At 61.9% G+C, this 21,134-nt stretch carries 16 protein-coding genes and 1 pseudogene; 9 read left to right on the top strand and 8 right to left on the bottom strand.

Translation table 11 applies throughout. The features are described 5' to 3' along the window. Positions 1 to 10: 10 nt before the first annotated feature. From xth to OKW28_RS27890, 8 genes and pseudogenes are all read right to left on the bottom strand, one after another. The gene (xth, locus tag OKW28_RS27925) at positions 11 to 787 is read right to left on the bottom strand and encodes an exodeoxyribonuclease III (RefSeq protein WP_090800854.1); all 777 of its coding nucleotides are present in this window, start codon (positions 785 to 787) and stop codon (positions 11 to 13) included. 246 nt (positions 788 to 1,033) lie between these two features. Beyond that, a pseudogene (locus tag OKW28_RS27920) lies at positions 1,034 to 1,159 on the bottom strand (integrase); the annotation flags it as partial. Positions 1,160 to 1,209: 50 nt separating this feature from the next. Further along, positions 1,210 to 2,229: an ABC transporter ATP-binding protein gene (locus tag OKW28_RS27915; RefSeq protein WP_184006046.1), complete on the bottom strand. Its 1,020-nt coding sequence runs from the start codon at positions 2,227 to 2,229 to the stop codon at positions 1,210 to 1,212. After that, on the bottom strand, positions 2,226 to 3,227 hold the full coding sequence (locus OKW28_RS27910) for an ABC transporter ATP-binding protein (RefSeq protein ID WP_429450464.1): 1,002 nt from the start codon (positions 3,225 to 3,227) through the stop codon (positions 2,226 to 2,228). The genes OKW28_RS27915 and OKW28_RS27910 overlap by 4 nt, the downstream gene beginning before the upstream one ends. 1 nt (position 3,228) lies before the next feature. After that, positions 3,229 to 4,083 carry an ABC transporter permease gene (locus OKW28_RS27905; protein ID WP_429454474.1) on the bottom strand — a complete coding sequence of 285 codons (855 nt, stop codon included), beginning with the start codon at positions 4,081 to 4,083 and terminating at the stop codon, positions 3,229 to 3,231. Positions 4,084 to 4,180: 97 nt separating this feature from the next. Continuing rightward, positions 4,181 to 5,116, bottom strand: coding sequence for an ABC transporter permease subunit (locus tag OKW28_RS27900; RefSeq protein ID WP_184022273.1), 936 nt, complete (start codon positions 5,114 to 5,116; stop codon positions 4,181 to 4,183). Between the two features lie 17 nt (positions 5,117 to 5,133). Next, positions 5,134 to 6,750, bottom strand: coding sequence for a peptide ABC transporter substrate-binding protein (locus OKW28_RS27895; protein WP_429450462.1), 1,617 nt, complete (start codon positions 6,748 to 6,750; stop codon positions 5,134 to 5,136). 130 nt (positions 6,751 to 6,880) lie between these two features. Continuing rightward, positions 6,881 to 9,571, bottom strand: coding sequence for a TonB-dependent receptor plug domain-containing protein (locus OKW28_RS27890; RefSeq protein WP_429450460.1), 2,691 nt, complete (start codon positions 9,569 to 9,571; stop codon positions 6,881 to 6,883). Positions 9,572 to 10,645: 1,074 nt separating this feature from the next. Between OKW28_RS27890 and OKW28_RS27885 the strand changes: the two genes are divergently transcribed. From OKW28_RS27885 to OKW28_RS27845, 9 genes are all read left to right on the top strand, one after another. Beyond that, the gene (locus OKW28_RS27885; protein ID WP_429450458.1) at positions 10,646 to 11,257 is read left to right on the top strand and encodes a MotA/TolQ/ExbB proton channel family protein; all 612 of its coding nucleotides are present in this window, start codon (positions 10,646 to 10,648) and stop codon (positions 11,255 to 11,257) included. Positions 11,258 to 11,281: 24 nt separating this feature from the next. After that, the gene (locus tag OKW28_RS27880) at positions 11,282 to 11,701 is read left to right on the top strand and encodes an ExbD/TolR family protein (protein WP_121320625.1); all 420 of its coding nucleotides are present in this window, start codon (positions 11,282 to 11,284) and stop codon (positions 11,699 to 11,701) included. Next, positions 11,698 to 12,438: an energy transducer TonB gene (locus tag OKW28_RS27875; protein ID WP_429450456.1), complete on the top strand. Its 741-nt coding sequence runs from the start codon at positions 11,698 to 11,700 to the stop codon at positions 12,436 to 12,438. Before OKW28_RS27880 ends, OKW28_RS27875 begins: the two co-directional genes overlap by 4 nt. Positions 12,439 to 12,616: 178 nt before the next feature. Then, positions 12,617 to 14,515 (top strand): extracellular solute-binding protein, encoded by a 1,899-nt coding sequence (locus OKW28_RS27870; RefSeq protein WP_429454472.1) that lies wholly within the window; start codon positions 12,617 to 12,619, stop codon positions 14,513 to 14,515. Positions 14,516 to 14,522: 7 nt separating this feature from the next. Then, entirely contained in the window at positions 14,523 to 15,575 is a 1,053-nt protein-coding gene (locus tag OKW28_RS27865) for a microcin C ABC transporter permease YejB (RefSeq protein WP_429450454.1), read from the top strand. Further along, on the top strand, positions 15,529 to 16,641 hold the full coding sequence (locus OKW28_RS27860; protein ID WP_429450452.1) for an ABC transporter permease: 1,113 nt from the start codon (positions 15,529 to 15,531) through the stop codon (positions 16,639 to 16,641). Before OKW28_RS27865 ends, OKW28_RS27860 begins: the two co-directional genes overlap by 47 nt. Then, positions 16,641 to 18,287 carry an ABC transporter ATP-binding protein gene (locus tag OKW28_RS27855; RefSeq protein WP_429450450.1) on the top strand — a complete coding sequence of 549 codons (1,647 nt, stop codon included), beginning with the start codon at positions 16,641 to 16,643 and terminating at the stop codon, positions 18,285 to 18,287. Before OKW28_RS27860 ends, OKW28_RS27855 begins: the two co-directional genes overlap by 1 nt. Then, on the top strand, positions 18,284 to 19,723 hold the full coding sequence (locus tag OKW28_RS27850; RefSeq protein ID WP_429450448.1) for a TldD/PmbA family protein: 1,440 nt from the start codon (positions 18,284 to 18,286) through the stop codon (positions 19,721 to 19,723). Before OKW28_RS27855 ends, OKW28_RS27850 begins: the two co-directional genes overlap by 4 nt. After that, a complete protein-coding gene (locus tag OKW28_RS27845; protein ID WP_429450446.1) occupies positions 19,720 to 21,108 on the top strand; it encodes a TldD/PmbA family protein in 1,389 nt (462 codons plus the stop codon). The genes OKW28_RS27850 and OKW28_RS27845 overlap by 4 nt, the downstream gene beginning before the upstream one ends. Positions 21,109 to 21,134 lie beyond the last annotated feature (26 nt).

Here is a 21,134-nt window from a genome sequence, read left to right as displayed (position 1 = left end):
GTATTCCGGATCAACCCAGCTGCGCGAACACTGGCGCGTGATCCGACGGCTGCTCCCACTTGCGCGGCACCTTGTCGATGTCGCACGCCGAGCAGATGTCGGCCAATGCCTTCGACAGCAGGATGTGATCGATGCGCAGTCCCGCGTTGCGACGGAACGCCATCATCCGGTAGTCCCACCACGAATAGATTTTTTCCTGCTGCTCGAACTGGCGGAACGCGTCGAGCAGGCCGAGGCCGATCAGCCGCACGAACGCGGCGCGTTCCTCGGGCGACACCAGATTCTGACCTTCCCATGCCTTCGGATCGTGCACGTCGCGATCGTCGGGCGCGATGTTGTAGTCGCCGAGCAAGGCGAGCTTCGGATGCAGCGTCATCTCGGTTGCGAGCCAGTCGTGCAGCGCGTCGAGCCAGCGCAGCTTGTACGCGAACTTGTCGGTGCCGGGCGCCTGGCCGTTGGGGAAATACGCGGAGATGATGCGCACGCCGTCGATGGTTGCCGCGATCACGCGCTGCTGCGGGTCCTCGAAACCGGGGATGTTGCGCACGATGCTGCTTTCGTCGACGTTCAAACCTTCGCGCACCAGAATGCCGACACCGTTATAGGTTTTCTGACCCGCGTACCAGCTTCGATAGCCGACCGCCTCGAGTTCGGCGCGCGGAAATTTTTCGTCGGGAAGCTTCAGTTCCTGCAGGCACAGCACGTCGGTGCCGCTGCTCGCGAGCCAGTCGATGACGTGTTGCTGGCGGACTTTGAGGGAGTTGACGTTCCAGGTGGCGATTTTCATCAGTTGCACAAGTTGTTGATTTTCAATAAATATTTGACTTGATGTGGTCGTGATATACGTATCGATATACCATTGCGCGACTGGTGTTCCGTTACTCAGGAGTCACACGCCAATGCCAGTCCGGCGTCGCAGCCTATATGATACGGCGTGTCAGGCCGGGGGCGCGGGTTCGAGTCCCGTCCACTCCGCCAGAAAGCCCGTTCATGGGAACTTGAACGGGCTTTTTTCTGTTGGCCCATCACCAGGCTGGTGCTTGAGGTTGCCGGCCGCCTCGATGAGACGACGCACTTCATCGGGACTGAGCACGACGGGCAATGTGCGGGGCACGCGCACCGGGTGCATTCTGACCATCACCTCGGGCCGGTCGAGCGTGGGCTTTCGCCGCTGTCCCGGTTGTTGAGCTGCCGCCCATGAAACAGGCGCTATTCGGTAGGAACGGGAACCCGGATGCACGCAACCCGCCGTGCATCGCCTTGCTGGGAAACCGCTTGCGGTTGCGCATCGCCGCATGCGTCGATCGCGGCGGGGCAGCGCGTGCGGAACGCGCATCCCGACGGCGGTTGCAAGGGCGACGGAATCTCGCCTTGAAGCAGCAGATGCCGTCGCGCGCGCTCGACGGTCGGGTCGGGAACCGGTACGGCCGACAGCAATGCACGGGTATAGGGATGCGCAGGTGCCGCGTACAGCGCGCGTTTTTCGCCGAACTCTATCACGCGCCCCATATACATCACCATCACGCGATGGCTGATTGCTTTCACCACGGCCAGATCGTGTGCGACGAACAGCAGCGACAACGACAGTTCGCGTTGCAAGTCGCGCAATAGATTAACGATTTGCGCTTGAATCGACACGTCGAGCGCGGACACCGGTTCATCGCAGATCACGAGTTGCGGCTCGCTGATCAATGCGCGCGCAATTCCGACGCGCTGACATTGCCCGCCCGAAAACTCATGCGGATAGCGCCGCAGATGCTGCGCATTCAGGCCGACGCGTTCGAGGATGGTCAGCACGCGAGCGCGCACATCGGCGCGCGCGACATCGGGCCGATGCGTGATCAACGGCTCCGCGACGATCTGCTCGATCGTCATGCGCGGATCGAGCGACGCCAGCGGGTCCTGAAAGATCATCTGCACGTCGCGCCGCAAGATGCCGAGATCGCGCTTCGCGCCTTGCACGGTTTCGACGCCATGAAGCTTGACGCTGCCGCCCGACGCAGGCGCAAGACCGACGATCGCGCGCGCGAGCGTGGACTTGCCGCAGCCGGATTCGCCCACCAGCCCGACGGTTTCGCCGCGCCGTACATCGAACGACACGCCGTCGACAGCGCGCAGCGTGGCCTTGCCAGACCACGGTAATTTGCCGCGCGGCACGCTGAAATGCACCTTCAGTTCGTTCACCGACAGCAGCGGTTCGGTACTGTTGCAAGCGGAATGCTGGTTCATCGAACGGCCCCCAGAATGGCTGGAACCGGACGGTGGCACGCGCGCAATGCACCCGCCAGATCGCTACGCGCATCGAGCGACGGCACTGTGGTGCGGCAAGTATCGTCTGCAAACGAACAACGCGGTGCGAACGCGCAACCCGCGCCGATTTGCCCCGGCAAGGGCGGATTGCCCGGAATGGTTTGCAACGGGCGGTCGTCGTCGTCGGTGATGCGCGGCAGCGCGTTCAGCAGGCCGATCGTGTACGGATGGGTCGGCGCGGCGAACAGCGCGTGCGCGTCTGCCTGCTCGACCGTGCGCCCTGCATACATCACCATCACGGTATCGCACAACCCGGCAACCACGCCCATGTCGTGCGTGATGAGGACGATTGCCGTGCCGCGCTCGCGATTCAGTTCGCGCAGCAATTCGATGATTTGCGCCTGAACGGTGACGTCGAGCGCGGTAGTCGGTTCGTCGGCAATCAAAATTTCCGGTTCGGACAGCAACGCCATCGCAATCATCACGCGCTGCCGCATACCACCGGAAAACTCATGCGGATACATGCCGATGCGGCGTGCGGCATCGGGAATCCGCACCGTGTCGAGCACCTCGATGGCACGCCGACGCGCTTCGCGACGCGACAGCTTCTTGTGCAATTGCAGCGATTCCGTCATCTGCCGTTCAATGGTCAAAAACGGATTGAGCGCCGTCATCGGGTCCTGAAACACCATGCCGATCCGGTTGCCGCGAATCCTGTTCAGCGCTGCGTTGTTCATCGTCAGCAGATCGCCGCCGTCTTCGCCACGATACAGTGCGGTGCCCGACACGCTGCCGTTCGACGACAGCAGACCGAGCAGCGCCATCACGGTCTGACTCTTGCCCGACCCCGATTCGCCGACGATGCCCAGCGTGCTGCCCGCGTCGAGCGAAAACGACACGCGTTGGACCGCATCGACCGGCGGGCCTTCGCGGCGCGTGAAGCGCACACTCAGGTCCTTCACTTCGAGTAGCGCCATGTCAATGATCCTTGGGGTCGAGAGCGTCGCGCAAACCGTCGCCGACGAAGTTCACGCAATAAAGCGTCACGCACAGCATGACGGCAGGGCAGAGCAGCAGCCACGGCATCGATTCGAGTTTTTGGGCACCGTCTTCGATCAGCACGCCCCAACTCGTCATCGGCTCCTGGACGCCGAGTCCGAGAAACGACAGCACCGATTCCGTCAGCACGATCGAGGGCACTGTGACCGTGGCATACACGACCACCACGCCGATCAGGTTCGGCACGATATGCCGCGCGATGATGGCGCGGGTGCTGACGCCAGTCGCACGCGCCGCGTCGACGAATTCGCGCGAACGCAGCGACAGCGTCTGACCGCGCACCACGCGCGCCATATCGAGCCACGAAAACGCGCTGATGGTCAGCACGACCAGATAGAATGCGCGGCCGAACAGCGTCATCATCATGATCGCGATCAGCATGTACGGAATCGCGTACATCACGTCGACGACGCGCATCATAACGGCATCGACGCGTCCGCCCATGAAGCCGGCTGTCGCGCCCCACGCGACGCCGATCAGTCCGGACACCAGCGTGCCGAGCAACCCGACTTCGAGCGATACGCGCCCGCCCACCAGCGTGCGCGCGAGCAGGTCGCGACCGAGTTCGTCGGTACCGAACAGATGCATGCCGAGCCACGACGGCGGCAGACTGATCGATCCCCAGTCGCTGTCGACCGGATTGTTGGGCAGAAACAGCGGCCCCGCAAAGCATGCGACGACGATCAGCAGCAGGATCACCAGACTTGCAAATGCCGCGCGATTACGTAAAAAGCGCATGCCGGCAATCGCGAACGGTCCGCGCGAAGTCTTCATGACGATGCCGCCGGACAGACAGCCGCCTGCGGACGCCGCATCGGCCGGCGGCGCGACGAACGCACGCGCGGCCAGGTTGAATCGACGAATCTTCATGTCAGTACCGGATGCGCGGATCGAGCCATGCGTAAGCAAGATCGACCAGCAGATTGAACAGGACCGCGAATGCCGTGATCAATGCGACCAGACCGAGCACCAGCGTGTAGTCGCGATTGATCGCGCCGTTCACGACCAGTTGCCCGAGACCGGGCAGCGCGAATACGGATTCGGTGACGACCGCAGCGGTGATCGACGAAATGCACAGCGAGCCGAGTAGCGATACGACCGGCATCAGCGCCGGTTTCAGCGCATGACGCAAGACGATGGTGCGGCCGGCCAGACCTTTCGCGCGCGCGGTCCGGATGAAATTGCCGGACAGCACTTCGATCATGCTGCCGCGCATCACGCGCGCAATCGTCGATACGTTGATAATCACGAGCAGTACGATCGGCAATACGCGGTAGTGCCAGTCGCCATCACCCCAACCGCCAGCGGGCAGCAGACCATGCTCGCCGCGCTTGATCAGGATCGCGAAGACCCACACCAGCACGGGGCCGAGAATGAATGGCGGCACCACACCGCCGAGATTGCCGAGCAACATCACGCCGTAGTCGATCACACCATTGCGGCGCACCGCCGCAACCGTGCCGAGCGCCACACCGATCACCAGCGCGATCGGCACCGAAATGCCGCCGACGCCGAGGCTGACCGGTAGGGCTTTCCACACCAGTTCGCTGACCGACCAGTCCGTGTAACGGAACGACGCGCCGAGATCGCCGTGCAGCAGCGAGTCGATGTACAGCAAATACTGCTTCCACAGCGGCTGATCGATGTGGTATTTCGCGTCGAGATTGGCAAGCACGGCCGCCGACAGATGCTTCTCCGAATCGAACGGGCCGCCGGGCGTTAGGTGCAGCAGCAGGTAGCACGCGGTGATCACGGCGAGAATCGTCGGGATCGCCCATAACGCGCGGCGCAATGTATAAGCCAGCATGGCAAGGCTCCTTGCGCTCAGTGCTTGATGATGTACATGTCCTGCGACTGCCGCTGATCGACGTAGTTGGTCGGCGAATAGCCGCCCACATACGATTTCACGAGCCGCACTGCCGAGTACTGGAACATCGGAATCAGCGGATAGTCGTTCATCGCGATGTCGTGCGCCTGCGTTAGCATCGCGGTGCGCTTCGCTTCGTCCATCTGCTGGTTCGCCTGATCGATCAACGCATCGACCTTCGGATTGCAGTAGTGCTGGTCGTTCTGCAGGCTGTTGCAGCGGATCAGGTCGAAGAACGACATCGCGTCGTTGTAGTCGACGAACCAGCCGTCGCGCGACGCCTGCACCTTGCCGTCGTGGCGCATTTTCAGCAGCACGCGGTTCTCGACGTTTTCGAGCTTCACGTTGACGCCGAGCTTGGTGCGCCATTCCGATGTCGTGAATAGCGCGACCTTCTTGTGCAGGTCGTTGGTGTTGTATGTCAGCGTGAACGTCAACGGCTTTGCAGCGGAATAGCCCGCCTGTTTCAGCAGGTCTCGCGCGGTTTCAATGCGCTTCGCCATCGGCCACGCGGCCCAGTCGGGCTGGAATTGCGCCGCGCCTTGCGTGCCTGTCGCAATCAGGCCGTACAGCGGCAACTCGCCGCTTGCGGTCAGTTTAGACGTCAGCAGGTTGCGGTCGATCACCATCGATAGCGCCTCGCGCACGCGCTTGTCCCTGAAGGCCGGGTCGGCGTTGTTCAGCGAGTAGTAGTAGGTGGCGATAAACATCCCGGTCTTCAGCTCGGAACCGAACTGCTTGCTGACCTGGTTATAGATGCCGGACGGAATGGTATACGTGTAATCGAACTGGCCGGCCTGATACATCCGCATTGCCGTTTCGTCGCTTTCGATCGGCAGATAGGTGACTTTCGTGATCGCGACCTTGCTCGCATCCCAGTACTTGTCGTTCTTCACCATCACGAGACGGTTGCCCGGTTGCCAGTCGCTCAATGCATACGCACCGTCGCTGACCATGTGGCCGGGACGGGTCCATTCGTCGCCATACTTCTCGACCGTCGCGCGGTTCACCGGCGCCATCGTCGACATCGCGGTCAGTTGCGGAAAGAACGCGGTCGGGTCTTCGGTCTTGACCTCTACCGTGTACGGATCGACCGCGCGCACGCCGAGACTGGAGAGCGGCGCCTTGCCCGCCAGAATCGCCTTCGCGTTCTTCACGAACTCGACCAGGATTGTGTATTTCGAGCCGGTCTTCGGATCGACCACGCGTTGCCACGAATAGACGAAATCGGCGGCCGTGACCGGCTCGCCGTTACTCCAGCGCGCGTTGTGGCGCAGCTTGAAGATCCATGTATCGGGCGCGCTGCGGCTCCACGATTCCGCCACGCCCGCCACGACCGCACCGTCGGCGGCGATTCGCGTCAAGCCTTCGAACAGGTCGAGGCCGATGGTATTGGCGGCCCAGGACTCGATATGCGCGGGGTCGATCGATTCTGCCTCGACGGGTGTTTGCCGCGTGAGTTCCTGGGTGGCTGCGAGCGTGACGCCGGGCGGGATCGTCACGGCGTGGGCGGGGGAGAGAAGGGCGAGCGCGAACGCGGCCAACGCCGCCTGGGTGGCGTGAATCGGTTTCATTGCGTATTTCAAGTGGTATCCGTAAAGCAAAAAAGCCGGCGGTGCGCGAGGCACCGCCGCCAATCCTCTTCAACAACGACGAAGAGGCAAGAGGAGACCTACGGTCCTGCGATAAAGCCCGCTGCGACGATCAGAAGCGGTAGGTCGCACCGATCTGGAAGAAGCGGCCCAGATTCGTGTACAGCGACTGGTCGTAGCCGGTGATGTCCGGCGTTGATTGCCACTCCACGTCGAACGGCGGCTCCCTGTCGAAGATGTTCTGGATGCCACCATAGATCGTCCAGTTCTTGAAGCCGCGATACGTCATCATCAGGTTGAACTGGCTATACGACGCCACCGAACCCGTGCCACCGTCGCCGAACTCGGCTGCCACTGCGTTGGTGTACGGACCCGTGTACTGCCAGCTCAGCGTCGTGGTCATCTTGCGGTAATCCCACGTCAGGCTCGTGTTGCCCTTCCAGCGGGGATTCGACGCACCGAACGGTTGCAGCAGCGCGAGGTTGTTACCCGCGAAGTCCTGCGTTGCAGAGCCCGGGCTGTTCAGCTTGAAGTGCCACACGTACGCCCAGTCGCCCGACAGCGTGAACGTGCCGTACTTCGTGCCGACCGACTTGCGGAAGTTCATGTCGAAGCCGTCGGTATCCAGCGAGCCGAGGTTGATGAACTGTTGCGCGATGTAGCGGATCGTGCCGTCAGGATTGCGCACGACCCTCGACGGGTCGTTGGCATCCAGCACGGCATTCGGATCGTCGGTACCGATCACGCCGTCGATATGAATCTTGTAGAACGCTGCACCGATATCGGTCGACGCATCCGGCGACAGTTCGAAGCCGATGTTGTAGTTCTTGGTGTGCTCCGGTTGGAGGTTCGGGTTGCCGTTGACCTGTTCCGTCGTGAAGTGCTTGGTCGGCACGCCGCTCGGGTCGTTCGGATCGACGAGGTTCTGGTGAGCCAGGTAGGTTGCCTGCGAGTTTTCGATCAGCGTCGGCGCGCGGAAACCACGGCTGTACGACGCGTACGTTGTCAGCATCTGGACCGGTTGGAAGCGCAGTGCGAAGTTCGGCGAGAACGCGCCGCCGAAGTCGCTATAGTGGTCATAGCGGCCCGCTTGCGTGAACGTCAGGTTGTGGATGATCGGAATATCGATCTGGTAATACACGGCCGCGATGTTGCGTTCGCCGTCGACGGACTGAACGTTCGCCGGCACGACGATCCCTTGCGACGAGTACGTGCGCGGGTTGATCAGCGAGCTTTCGTGACGGAATTCCGTACCGAAACCGATGCCGACCGGGCCAGCCGGCAGGTTGAACAGATTGCCGGTCGAGGTCTTCGCCGTCACGCTGTCGAGCTTCGAGATCGCCTGCTGGTAGTCGTTCTGGAACAGGCCGTTCAGACCGTTCGGCGTCGATGCGGGGTTCGCGAAGTTGTAGCCGCCGTTCGGGCCGAGGATGTTTTCAGCCGCGGCCGTGTTGATCATGTTCGAGTACGTCGTGTCGACCGTGCTCTGCGAATGACCATAGTCCACCGACCAGTCCCAGTCGCCGATCTTCGCCGTGGTGAACGAACCCTTCACGCCCGTCGAGGCCTTCCAGAACGTCGATACCGTGTCTGCGCGCGCCGCAATGCCCGGGAAGGTCAGGTTGATCGGCGTATCGACTCCGTACGGGTTGTACGGATTCAGCGCCGACACCGTGCGGTCGAGTTGCGACACCGAGCCGGTCACCGGATTGAACACGTTCGACGTGCTGGTGATGGCCGGGCTGCCGAAATACTGGACCGTCTCGTTGCGGCTCGCCCACAGGTCGGCGTAAGCCTGCACGTCGTCGTTGATCTTGAAGGTACCACGCACCTTCGCGTTCATACGCGTCGTCTGTGGAATAAGCGAGTACGTGTTCGCGTTGTTGTACACGCACGATGCGCCCGCCGCGTTAGTGCTGCCCGGAGGGCATGGGTTCAACGCGGCGGTCGAGCCGTCGGGCAGTTTCCAGAATGACTGCTGATTCGGACCCAGAGGACCAGCCGACCCACCTGGGAACTGGCTGAAGTCTTCGTTTTTGGTCATGTCGCGCTGGTCGAGCGTCGAACCGGAATCGCGATAGTAGCTGGCGGCTGCCGTCACGTTGAAACGATCCGAGTTCAGGTCGCCGAAGCCGCCGAGCACGCTGAAGTTGCCCTGAGCGTTGCCCGGATGCTGTGCCTTGCCGAGTTGCCCGTCGATCTCAAGACCCTGGAAGTTCTTCTTCGTGATGATGTTGACCACGCCGGCAATCGCGTCGGAACCGTATGCGGACACGGCGCCCGTCTTCACGATTTCGATGTGATCGACGATGTTCAGCGGGATCGTGTTGACGTCGAAGAACGTGTCGGTGAAGTTCACCGCCTGTGCGTAGTTCGCGACGCGTTGGCCGTCGACCAGCACCAGCGTGTACTTCTCGGACAGACCGCGCAATGCGATCCCCGAGCCGCCCGGCGCCGTGCCGTTCATCGTGGTGGAACCCCAACTGGACGCGGAGTTGGCGGACATGCCGCGCAGGAAGTCGGCCACGGTCGTGTAGCCGCTTTGCTGGATTTCCCTTGCTGTAACGGTCTGGACTTCGACGTTGCCGGTCTTGTCCGATGTGCGGATCAGCGAACCGGTGACTTCTACTTTTTCGAGCTTGCTGACGGCGGGGGGAGTCGCCGCTGGCGTGCTTGCGGCCGTCGGAGCGGCCGCTGTATCAGGTTGGCTCTGTGCGTGTGCCAGCGGGACGAACGCCGCTGTCAACACCAGCTCGGCTCCGATGATTCTTTTGATGGCTGAGGCCAATCGCTTTTGTTTCACTTCCGCTCCTTCTTGTCGTTAAGGCCACTTCCGTTGAACGATCACGCAAACGCAGGCGCGAGTTGCGCATGCGCTGCAGTGCGTTGACGTCAGCGAGTTCTTCGCTGTCCGGCGCATCCCCGCGCCGTCCCGCACATTCCGTCCAGGGTGCGTCGCCGATCGTGTCGGACGCGCGCCTTGGTCTTGAAGCGAGCGCAGCAAGAGCACGAGATATGCCATGTGTGAGGTCGCGGATCGTCGGAAAGGCCTTGAGCGGCCTCCGCAAATGCATCGAAGCGATTGATTTGCTTAGGAATTCAGAGTTACGAAAAATTGTGTCGCGCGGGTAGTGCCTGGAAATAAAGCATTCCTCGCGCGTAACAGAACGCAGGAAAGTTTCCATTAGAAAAAAATAAAGTTAGACGGCTTATTTTAATTACGATTTGGTGCAGCTTACGCACCGTAAGAATGCTTAATTACAGAATTGGTGCATTAAATAAAAAATGGTCCATGGCGATTAAATTCCCTAATTCGGGGCGATTAATGTGCCGTTGAAAGGAATGGTAATAAGTGTAAGAAAGTGGTTCGGTAAGCTTGTTTCGCGCTACGTGTAGGCATTTGTGGGTGGTAGCTGGTCTTCAATTGGTGCCTATTGTCATATTAAATCGACAGTAATATGAAAGGTGCATGTAATGAAATTGTCTATAGGCATTCTGAGATTGCACCAAAACGCTTCAAGTGCGACTTTTCGCACCATTTCTGCAATAGGGAATTAAAGGCTTTGGCAGAAGAAGTCTCGGAAAGCGGACTTACTCTAATTACAAAAATAAATTTGTTTTGCTATATGCGTGCGCGGGCGCCACGCAAGCCGCGGGCATGCGAGATCTTTGTCGCGCTCGGCAAGTCCATGAAATAAAAGGCAAAGCGTCCTGTGTAAAGGACTGGCGACGTTCGTTACGGAGAAACCGGTCGCCTGACCTGGTACGGGCTTTGCATAGGTGGCGGGCCTTTAGCCGGCGACTCACAAGGCAGCCGGCATCTCGAAACCTACCGTTATTCAACGGCCGCTTGAGCCTGTACTAACCGGAGTCCGCAGTGCTGAATACCCTCATTAACTACTCGATCCAGTCGATGGGTCTGATCCCTCTCCTCGCGGTCATCTTCCTGCTCGGCATCGCGATCATCATCGAACGATTGATGTTCTTCTCGCGTGCCGTGCGTGCCGGCAAGACCCTCGAACATGACCTGAAACTCGTCGATGCAGCCAATCCCGACGATGCCGCCAAAGTGGCCGAGCACTACAAGCAGACCGTGCAAGGCGAACTCGTGAAGTCGGCGATGAAAGTGAAGGGCAAGAGCGAAGCCGTGGTCGAACGCGAGATCGAGGAAACGATCATGTTCCAGTTGCCGCGTCTCGACCGTAACCTGTGGATTCTCGATACGGCCGTGACGCTCGGCCCGTTGCTGGGTCTGCTTGGCACGATCATCGGCATGGTCGAATCGTTCAACGTGCTCGGCACCAGCGGCACCGCGAACCCGAACGGTGTGACGGGCGGCATCGGTCACGCGCTGACGGCCACCGCGTGCGGCCTGACCATCGCGATCATCTGCGTGATCTTCCTGAACTACTTCAACAAGCGTATCCGGATGACGGTCAACCAGTTCGACCTCATCAAGTCGCTGCTCGTATCGCGCTTCGCAGTCTGACGCCGGCACTCAAGGAGACGGACCATGCGAAACCATCGCAGCCATTACCTCGGCGGTGAAGAGAAAGCGCGCATCGAGATCATCCCGATGATCGACATCATGATGTTCCTGCTGGTGTTCTTCATGCTCGCGACGCTGAAGATGATCCAGGGCGCAGGCATCAAGCTCGACCTGCCGCAATCGAGCACCGCCGAGCAGTTGCAGCAGACCATCAAGGTATCGATCGGCGTGACGAAGACGGATGAAATCTATCTGGATTCGAAGCCCGTGACGCCCGACGAACTGACCGCGCGTCTGCAAGGTCTGGTTCACGACTCGAAGAAAGTAGATGTCGCGATTGCCGGCGACGAAGGCACGAGCTACAAGAATATCGTCAAGGTGATGGACCTGGTGCGCGCGGCGGGCATCAGTTCGGTTGCATTGGCCACGAACCCGACGACATGAGTTCACCGGCCATCGACATGAAAGATCCGCAAAACCGCCTGGACGGTGCACTCTGGGCATCGACGACGCCGGCGCATCACGGTCGCATGCCCATGAAGCTGGCGATCGGCGTTGCGGTGCTGGTCGAGGCGCTGGTGATTCTGGGCGTGTCGCACATGAAGTTCCAGCCGCCGCCGCCGCCGCCGCCGAAGGAGATGCGCGTGCAGATTGCGCCGCCGCCTCCGCCACCGCCGCCCGAGGTGAAGAAGCTGGAGCCGCCGCCGGCGCCGCCCAAAGCGCAGCCGAAGCACGAAATACCGAAGCCGACCCCGACGCCGCCGCCGCCGCGACCGACGCCGCAGCCGGTGATCCAGCCCACGGCGAATCCGGCTCCGAACGCTCCGGCGGTCGCGTCGCCGACACCTGCGCCGGCACCCGCTCCGGCACCGGCCGCGCCGCCGGCGCCACCCGCGCTGCATGGCGTGGTGGACGGCCGCGGTCATTGCCAGTCGGTGCAGCCGGTGATTCCGCGCAAGGCATTGACGGACGGTATTTCGGCGGACGTGATCGCGCATCTGACGATCGGTACGGACGGCAATGTCAGCGACGTGAAGATCATGCGCGTCACGCCGCCGACGTCGGTGTTCAACGAAGCCGTGATTGCCGCAGGCAAGGCGTACAAGTGCGAGAAGAATGCCGAGCCGTATGTCGGCGAAGTTCAGTTCTCGTTCAAGACCACACCGTCCGACGACGAGTAACCACGACGAGTAACGACGACGAATAAGCTCAGCTTCGACGCGAACTTCCGGCCTTCGCAATTTATACCCCTCCGGCCTTCAACCCGGAACCACGCGAGCGGTGGCTACCCGCCGCCGCCCGCGCGGTTTCGAAGCATCGCGCGTCGGCTACGAGCCGATGCGCGTCCAGACACGCATGATGACAACCGACAGGTTTCGAGGCCCGCGCGCGCGCGTCGTTACGGCGTTCGCGGCGCGGGTTGCGATGACGCTCGTCGCGGGGCTGCTGGTCGTGCCGTTGACGACGGCGCCCGCGTTCGCGAGGGCGTCGATCGCGCAATACGACGCGCCGAAGTATCCGTCCGGGTTCACGCATTTCGATTACGCGGACCCGAATGCGCCGACCGATGGCACGCTGGTCTTCCAGAACTACGACGAAGCGCAAAGTTACGATTCGCTGAATCCGTTCCTGACGCGTGGTGCGCCGGCGCCGGACATCCTGCATCTGATGTTCGATACGCTGATGCAGCGCAGCTGGGACGAACTCGCGTCGGAATACGCATTGATCGCCGACGACGTGGAGGTGGCGCCGGATGGCAAATCAGCGGTGTTTCATATCGACCCGCGAGCGCGCTTTTCGAACGGCGATCCGATCACCGCCGACGACGTCAAGTATTCGTTCGATACGCTGACCAGCCCGCAGGCATCGCCGCTGTTCAACTCGCAGTTCGCGGTGATCAGCCGCGCCACGGTGCTCGACCCGTCGCGGGTGCGCTTCGACTTCAGGCACGTGGAACGCGACGCGCCGTTGATCGCAGGCGACCTGCCGGTTTTCTCGCGAAAGTGGGCAATGCAAGCCAACGGCACGCGCATCGCGTTCGATCAGTTGACCAATGTGCCGCCGGTGTCGAGCGGCCCGTATCTGATCGAGCAGCGCAAGAACGACACGCAGATCGTCTACCGTCGCAATCCGGCTTACTGGGCCGCAAATTTGCCGTCGCGGCGCGGCATGTACCATTTCGCGCGCGTCGCGTTCAAGCTCTATCACGATCATTACACGCAGCTCGAGTCGCTGAAAGCGCTCGATACCGACGTGATGGTCGAATACAGTTCGATGCAATGGGCGCGCCGTTATATCGGCAAGAACTTCGAGAACGGCGCGTTGCAGCGCAAACTGTTTCCAGATCACGGCGCGCAGATGCAGGGGCTGATGTTCAACACGCGCAGGCCGATGTTTTCGGATGTGCGGGTGCGGCATGCCCTTGCACTTGCGTTCGACTATGACTGGCTGAACCGGATGACCTTCTACGGCCAGTACCGGCGCACCAACAGCTACTTCGACGATAGCCCGTTCGCCGCGCAAGGCGTGCCCACCGATGCCGAACTCACGCTGCTCGACCCGTATCGCGCGAGTTTGCCGGCGGCCGTGTTCGGTCCAATGGTCAGGCAGGCCGACACGATTGCGCCGCACACATTGCGCGAGAACCTGCGCGAAGCGCGCGGCCTGCTCGCTGAAGCGGGTTGGACAGTGCGCGACGGCCAGTTGCGCGACGCGCACGGCAACCCGATGTCGATCGAAATCATCGACGATCAGCCGGGCATGGATCGCGTACTGCTGGCGTATATGCGCAACCTGCAACTGCTCGGCATCGATGCGCATATGCGCGAGATAGATAGTGCGTTGTATCAGAAGCGGATCGACAACTTCGAGTTCGATATGACGACGTTCATCTATCTGCGCGTGACGATTCCCGGTGCCGAACTGGAGCGTCGTTTCAGCAGCGCATCGGCATCGCAGGTCGGCTCGGAGAACTATCCGGGCGTGAAGTCGCCGGCGGTCGATGCGCTGGTGCGCGCGGTGATCCACGCGAGCACGCTGAACGAACTCGAAACCGCGACCCATGCGCTCGACCGCGTGCTGATCAACGGCTATTACCTGGTGCCCGAATATTTCGCGCCGGATACGCGGATCGCGTACAAAAGCGCGCTCGGCTACCCGTCGGTGACGCCGGTCAGTTTCCAGGGCGAGGACTGGATCGTCAGCTACTGGTATCGCAAGATGCCGTCCGCTGCGGCCAACACCGCCGCTGCGAAGTGAGGGGCTTATGTTTATCTACATCATCAAACGTCTGCTACTGATGATCCCGACGCTGATCGGCGTCGTTACGCTGACTTTCTTCGTGACGCAGTTCGTGCCGGGCGGCCCGGTCGAACAGATGATGACGCAGTTGCGTCACGGCCAGCAGCGCGGCGGCGAAGGCGGAGGCGGAGGCAACGCGTATCACGGCAGCCAGGGCGTCGATCCGCAGCAGATCGAGCAGATCAAGAAGCAGTTCGGCTTCGAGAAACCACCGCTGACGCGCTATCTGAAGATGCTGAGGGACTACGCGAGTTTCGATCTCGGCCAGTCCTACTATCACCATCAGAGCGTGTGGGCGGTGATCCGCTCGAAACTGCCCGTGTCGATCACGCTCGGGTTATGGACGGTCGTGCTGACCTACATCGTGTCGGTGCCGCTCGGGATCGCGAAAGCGGTGCGCAACGGCTCGCGCTTCGACACCGCCACCAGCGTGATGGTGCTGACCGGCTACGCGATTCCGGGCTTCGTGTTCGGCGTGCTGCTGCTGATGCTGTTTGGCGGCGGCACGTTCTGGCAGGTCTTCCCGATGCGCGGCCTCACGTCCGATAACTTCGACGAACTCAGCGCGTTCGGCAAGGTGCTCGATTATCTATGGCACATCGCGTTGCCGGTGACGGCGTCGGTGGTGGGCAACTTCGCGATCGTCACGATCCTGACCAAGAATACGTTTCTCGAAGAGATTGGTCGGCAATACGTGCTGACCGCGCGGGCGAAAGGTGCGCCCAAGCGTGACGTGCTGTGGAAGCACGTATTGCGCAACGCCGCGATTCCTTTGCTGACCGGACTGCCCGCCGCGTTTATCGGCGCCTTCCTGAACGGCAACCTGCTGATCGAAACGCTTTTTTCGCTCGACGGCATGGGCCAACTGTCTTATGACTCGGTGATCCGCCGCGACTATCCGGTCGTGCTGGGTTCGCTGTTCCTGTTCACGCTGATTGGTCTCGTGACCAAACTCATTGCTGACGTCTGCTATGTCCTCGTCGACCCCCGCATCCAATTCAACAGCCTGGACCGATAAGCTGCCGCCCGGCGCGTTGCCGGTGTCCGTGTCGCCTGGGCGACGCGTATGGCAGCGTTTCCGCCAGCAGAAGCTCGGTTACTGGAGCCTGATCGTGTTCGCAACGCTGTTCGTGCTGAGCCTGCTCGGCGAAGTGCTCGCGAATGACCGGCCGTTGATGGTCCGTTACGACGGCCATGACTATTTTCCGATCGTGAAGGATTATCCGGAAACGATGTTCGGCGGCGATTTTCCGACCCGCGCGAACTATCTCGATCCGTTTATCCGCAAGCAGTTGACTGAGAAAGGCAACTTCGCGATCTACCCGCCGAATCACTACCACTACGACACGATCGATTACTTCGCGACGCGGCCGTTTCCGGCGTCGCCGTCCGCGACCAACTGGCTCGGCACCGATCAATACGGCCGCGATGTGCTGTCGCGATTGCTGTACGGCTTCAGGCTGTCGGTGTTGATGGCGCTTGCGCTGACGGTGTCGGGTATCGTGCTGGGCGTGCTGGCGGGTGCGTTGCAAGGCTTTTACGGCGGCCGCACCGACCTGATCGGGCAGCGCCTGATCGAAGTATGGAGTTCGATGCCGGACCTGTATCTGCTGATCATCTTCGCGTCGATCTTCGAGCCGAGTTTTTGGCTGCTGTTTATCCTGCTGTCGATGTTCGGCTGGCTGGTGCTGTCCGACTATGTGCGCGCCGAATTCCTGCGCAACCGTTCGCTCGATTACGTTCGCGCCGCGCGCACGATGGGTTTGAGCAACTGGCAGATCATCTGGCGTCATCTGCTGCCGAACAGCATGACGCCGGTGATCACCTTCCTGCCGTTCCGGATGAGCGCCGCGATTCTGTCGCTGACGAGTCTGGACTTTCTGGGGCTGGGTGTCGCACCGCCCACGCCGAGCCTTGGCGAACTGCTTCAGGAAGGCAAGAACAACCTCGACGCATGGTGGATTTCGGTATCTGCGTTTGCCGCGCTGGTGATCACGTTGTTGCTGCTGACGTTCATGGGCGACGCGTTGCGCAATGCGCTCGACGCCCGTTCACGCGGGTCGGCATTCGGCGGGAGGAAGTGATGAGCGACGCAACGTTGCACAAGCCCTTGCTGGAAATCGACACGTTCTCGATCCGTTTCGGCGACAAGGTCGCGGTTCGCGAACTGAATCTGACGATCGGGCGCGGCGAGCGGGTTGCGCTGGTCGGCGAATCCGGTTCGGGCAAGAGCGTCACGGCGCTGTCGATCCTGCGCCTCGTCGAACATGCGCAGACCAGCGGCCAGATCCGTCTCGACGGCTTCGATCTATTACAGAAAACCGAGCAGCAGATGCGCGGGATTCGCGGCGCCGCCGTCGCGATGGTGTTTCAGGAGCCGATGACCGCGCTCAATCCGCTGTTCACGATCGGTCAGCAGATCGCCGAAAGCCTGCGTCTGCACGAGGGTTTGCGGTCGAACGCGGCGCGCGCCCGCGGCATCGAACTGCTGCGCCGTACCGGCATTGCCGAGCCGGAACGGCGGATCGACAGCTACCCCCATCAACTGTCCGGCGGACAACGCCAGCGCGCGATGATCGCGATGGCGCTCGCGTGCCGTCCGCGCCTGCTGCTCGCCGACGAACCCACTACCGCGCTCGACGTCACCGTGCGTCAGCAGATCGTCGATCTGCTGGTCGAACTGCAGGAACAGGAAGCCGCCGATCGCGGCATGGCGGTGCTGCTGATCACGCACGACCTGAATCTCGTGCGCCGCTTCGCCCAACGCGTGGCGGTAATGGAAAAGGGTGTGCTGGTCGAAACCAATACGACCCAGGCGCTGTTCGCAGCGCCGCAGCATCCTTACACGCAGCGATTGCTCGACAGCGAACCGCAACGCGAGATCGGGCCGATCGAACCACACGCGCGTCGGGTGCTCGAGGTGCAAGGCCTCGCGGTCGATTACCGGACGGCCGCGAAAGGCTGGCGCTCGCTGTTCAGCGGTTCGACGTTTCGCGCAGTGCACGACGTCGATCTGACGCTGCGTCGCGGTGAGACGCTCGGCGTGGTCGGCGAATCGGGCTCCGGAAAATCGACGCTGGCGGCGACGCTGCTCGGTCTGCAACGGCCCGCCGCCGGTCATATCCATATCGACGGCGCGCCGTTATCGGCTTTGCGTGGCGCGAACTCGCGCCGCGCGTTGTACTCGCGGATGCAGGTGGTGTTTCAGGACCCGTTCGGGTCGCTATCGCCGCGTATGACGGTCGAGCAGATCGTCGGGGAATGGATCGAGGTGCACCGGCCGGAAATCGACGCGCGCACGCGCCGCGCGCGGGTGGGGACGATGCTCGAAGAAGTGGGCATGCCGCAAGAATCGATGCTGCGCTATCCGCACGAGTTTTCCGGCGGGCAGCGGCAGCGGATAGCGATCGCGCGTGCGTTGGCGGTCGAACCGGAAGTGCTGATTCTCGACGAGCCGACCAGCGCGCTCGATGTGTCGATCCAGCAACAGGTGCTTAAGTTGTTGGCGGGCTTGCAGAAGAAGTACCGGTTAAGCTATCTATTGATCACCCATGATCTGGCGGTGATGCGTGCGATGGCGCATCGCGTGATCGTGATGAAGAACGGCCGCGTGATTGAGGCGGGAGACACGCTCGACGTGCTGCATGCGCCGTCACATTCTTATACGCAGTCGTTGCTCGCCGCGTCGATGATCGCGCCGGAGCACGACGAACCCGAGGTACTGCAATGAGCGAATCGCGCTGGACGCAGGCCGCCCGTGCGTTGAAGAGCAATGCGGCGTTCTGGTCCTTACGGATTGTCGATGAACAGATCGACGACCACGAAGTACGCAACGACGTCGCGCAGCCGCTGCGCACGCAGCGCGAACGCGGCGCCATGCTGACCGCGTGGGCCGGCGCGGGCGCGGGCTATGCGGCAACCACGGATCTGTCCATCGGGGGCTTGCAGGCTGCGCTCGATATCGCGACGCAACGTGCGCTGGCGAGCGCCGGCGCATCGCTGATCGACCATCGCGCGGTGTCGCGCGAAGCGCTCAGCGGCGCGTATGTCTCGCCCAATGCCGACCAGCCGCTGCCGACGCGCGGCGAATGGCTCGCGCGTCTCGCGCACGAATGCGCCGCCGCGAAAATCGACGACCGGATCGTCGAGCGCACGGCATCCGTGCAGATCACGCGCACCGAACAGGTTTATCTGACCAGCGACGGCGCGCGAATCGACCAGCGCTTTTGCCTCGTGATGCCGGAAATGAGCGTCGCGGCGCACGCGAACGGCGACACGCAGGTGCGCACGCTCGGCGGCAATTACGGCACGCTCGCGCAAGGCGGCGTCGAAGTGCTGGACCGCTACGCGTTCGACGGCGCAGGCGTGCGGCTCGCCACCGACGCGCTGACCTTGCTGGCCGCGCCGAACTGTCCGGCTGGTCCGCGCGACCTGCTGCTGATGCCCGATCAAATGATGTTGCAGATTCACGAATCGATCGGGCATCCGCTCGAACTCGACCGGATTCTCGGCGACGAACGCAACTTCGCCGGATGGAGTTTCGTGAAGCCGGAGATGTTCGGCACTTACCGTTACGGCTCGGAACTGCTCAACGTGACATTCGATCCGTCGTTGCGAGAAGAAGCCGCGTCGTACGCATTCGACGACGACGGCACTGAAGCGCGCAAACAGTATCTGATTCGCGATGGCGTACTCGAACGTCCGCTCGGTGGCGCGCTGTCGCAACAGCGCGCAAAGATGGCGGGCGTCGCGAATTCACGTGCGTCGAGCTGGAATCGCGCGCCGATCGACCGGATGGCGAACCTGAATATCGAACCGGGAACCAGCACGCTGGGCGAAATGATTTCCGGCATCGAACACGGCATCCTGATGCGCACCAATACGTCGTGGTCGATCGACGATCACCGCAACAAGTTTCAATTCGGCTGCGAGTTCGGCCAGTTGATCGAAAACGGCAAGCTCACGCAAATCGTCAAGCAACCGAATTATCGCGGCATATCCGCGAATTTCTGGCGCAGTCTGAGCGCGGTCGGCAATGCCGGCACGCGCGAAGTGTTCGGCACGTCGATGTGCGGCAAAGGCGAACCGGCGCAGTTGGTGCGCGTCGGCCATGCGTCGCCGCCGTGCGTGTTCACGCATGTCGATGTATTCGGAGGCGCGCGATGACGACAACCAATGCAGTCAATGCATCGAGCGGCTTCGATTTCGCCTCGAACGCGCAGTTGCCGGATTGGCACGCGCATTTCGCGCTGCTCGCCGATGCGATCGACACGCTGCTCAGCGGCGACGAAGTGGTGTTGACGAGGCTGTCGGCGGAGCAATCCGACTTTATCCGCTTCAACGGTGGCAAGGTCCGGCAGATCGGCCAGGTGTCGCAAGGCAAACTGACCGTCCGCCTGATCGACGGCGCCAGGCAGGCGTATTCGAGCTTCACGGTATGCGGCGATCCAGCGACGGATCTGCGCGATATCGCCGATGCGCTGAATACGTTGCGCGACGGCTTGCGCGATGCGCCCGACGACCCGCATCTGTTGTACGACGCCACCCAATGGACCCAATCGACGCGCCGCAGCGGCAAGCTGCCCGCGCCCGACGCACTGTTGCGGATCGCCACCGAAAGCGCGCGCGGACTCGATTTCGTCGGCTTCTATGCAGGTGGCTCGATGGTGCGCGGCTTCTCGTCGTCGCGCGGCAGTCGCGGCTGGTACGAAGTCAGCAACTTCAGCTTTAGCTGGTCGTTGTACGACCCGAGCGGCCGTGCGATCAAAAGCACGTACACCGGCGACCACTGGGACGACAGCGTGTTCGCCGCGAAGGTAGAACAGGCCGCCGCACGTTTGCCGGTGCTTGGACACACGCCGCGCGCGTTGTCGCCGGGGCGGTATCGCACGTATCTGGCGCCGTCGGCGATGCTGGAACTGGTCGGCACGGCGTCGTGGGGCGGGTTTTCCGCGCGCGCGAACGCCACCGCGCGCAGCCCGTTTTACCGGCTGCACAGCGGCGAAGTCGCGCTCGATCCGCGCGTGTCGATGACCGAAGACCTGAGCCTGAATATCACGCCGCGCTTCAACGAAGACGGTTATCAGCGCGACAGCGTGCCGTTGATTCACGACGGCCGCAACGCCGGGCAACTGACCAACGCCCGTAGCGCGCGCGAATACGGATTGACGCCGAACGGCGCGCTCGCCAGCGAAACGCCCGAGTCGCTGGCGATGGCTGGCGGCGATCTCGACGCCGCCGATATCCTTGCCGCACTCGATACCGGGCTGTATGTCGGCAATCTCTGGTACGTGAATTTTTCTGACCGGATGAATTGCCGGTTGACCGGCATGACGCGTTTCGCGACGTTCTGGGTCGAACGCGGGCAGATCGTCGCGCCGGTCGACGCGATGCGTTTCGACGACAGCCTGTACCGTTTGCTGTCGAGCGAACTCGAACGTCTCGACGCCCAGCCGGAACTGCTGCTGAACGATGGAACGTGGGGCGAGCGGCAGACCGGCGGCTGGAAACTACCCGGCTTGCTGGCACGCTCGTTCGAACTGACGCTGTGAGCGAGTTTCCGATGACAGACTGAACG

This window comes from Paraburkholderia sp. 40 (assembly GCF_050434105.1).
In the GTDB taxonomy this organism is placed as follows: domain Bacteria; phylum Pseudomonadota; class Gammaproteobacteria; order Burkholderiales; family Burkholderiaceae; genus Paraburkholderia; species Paraburkholderia tuberum.
Note: the sequence above shows the minus strand (reverse complement) of the source record. Positions and strands in the feature narration are given on the sequence as shown.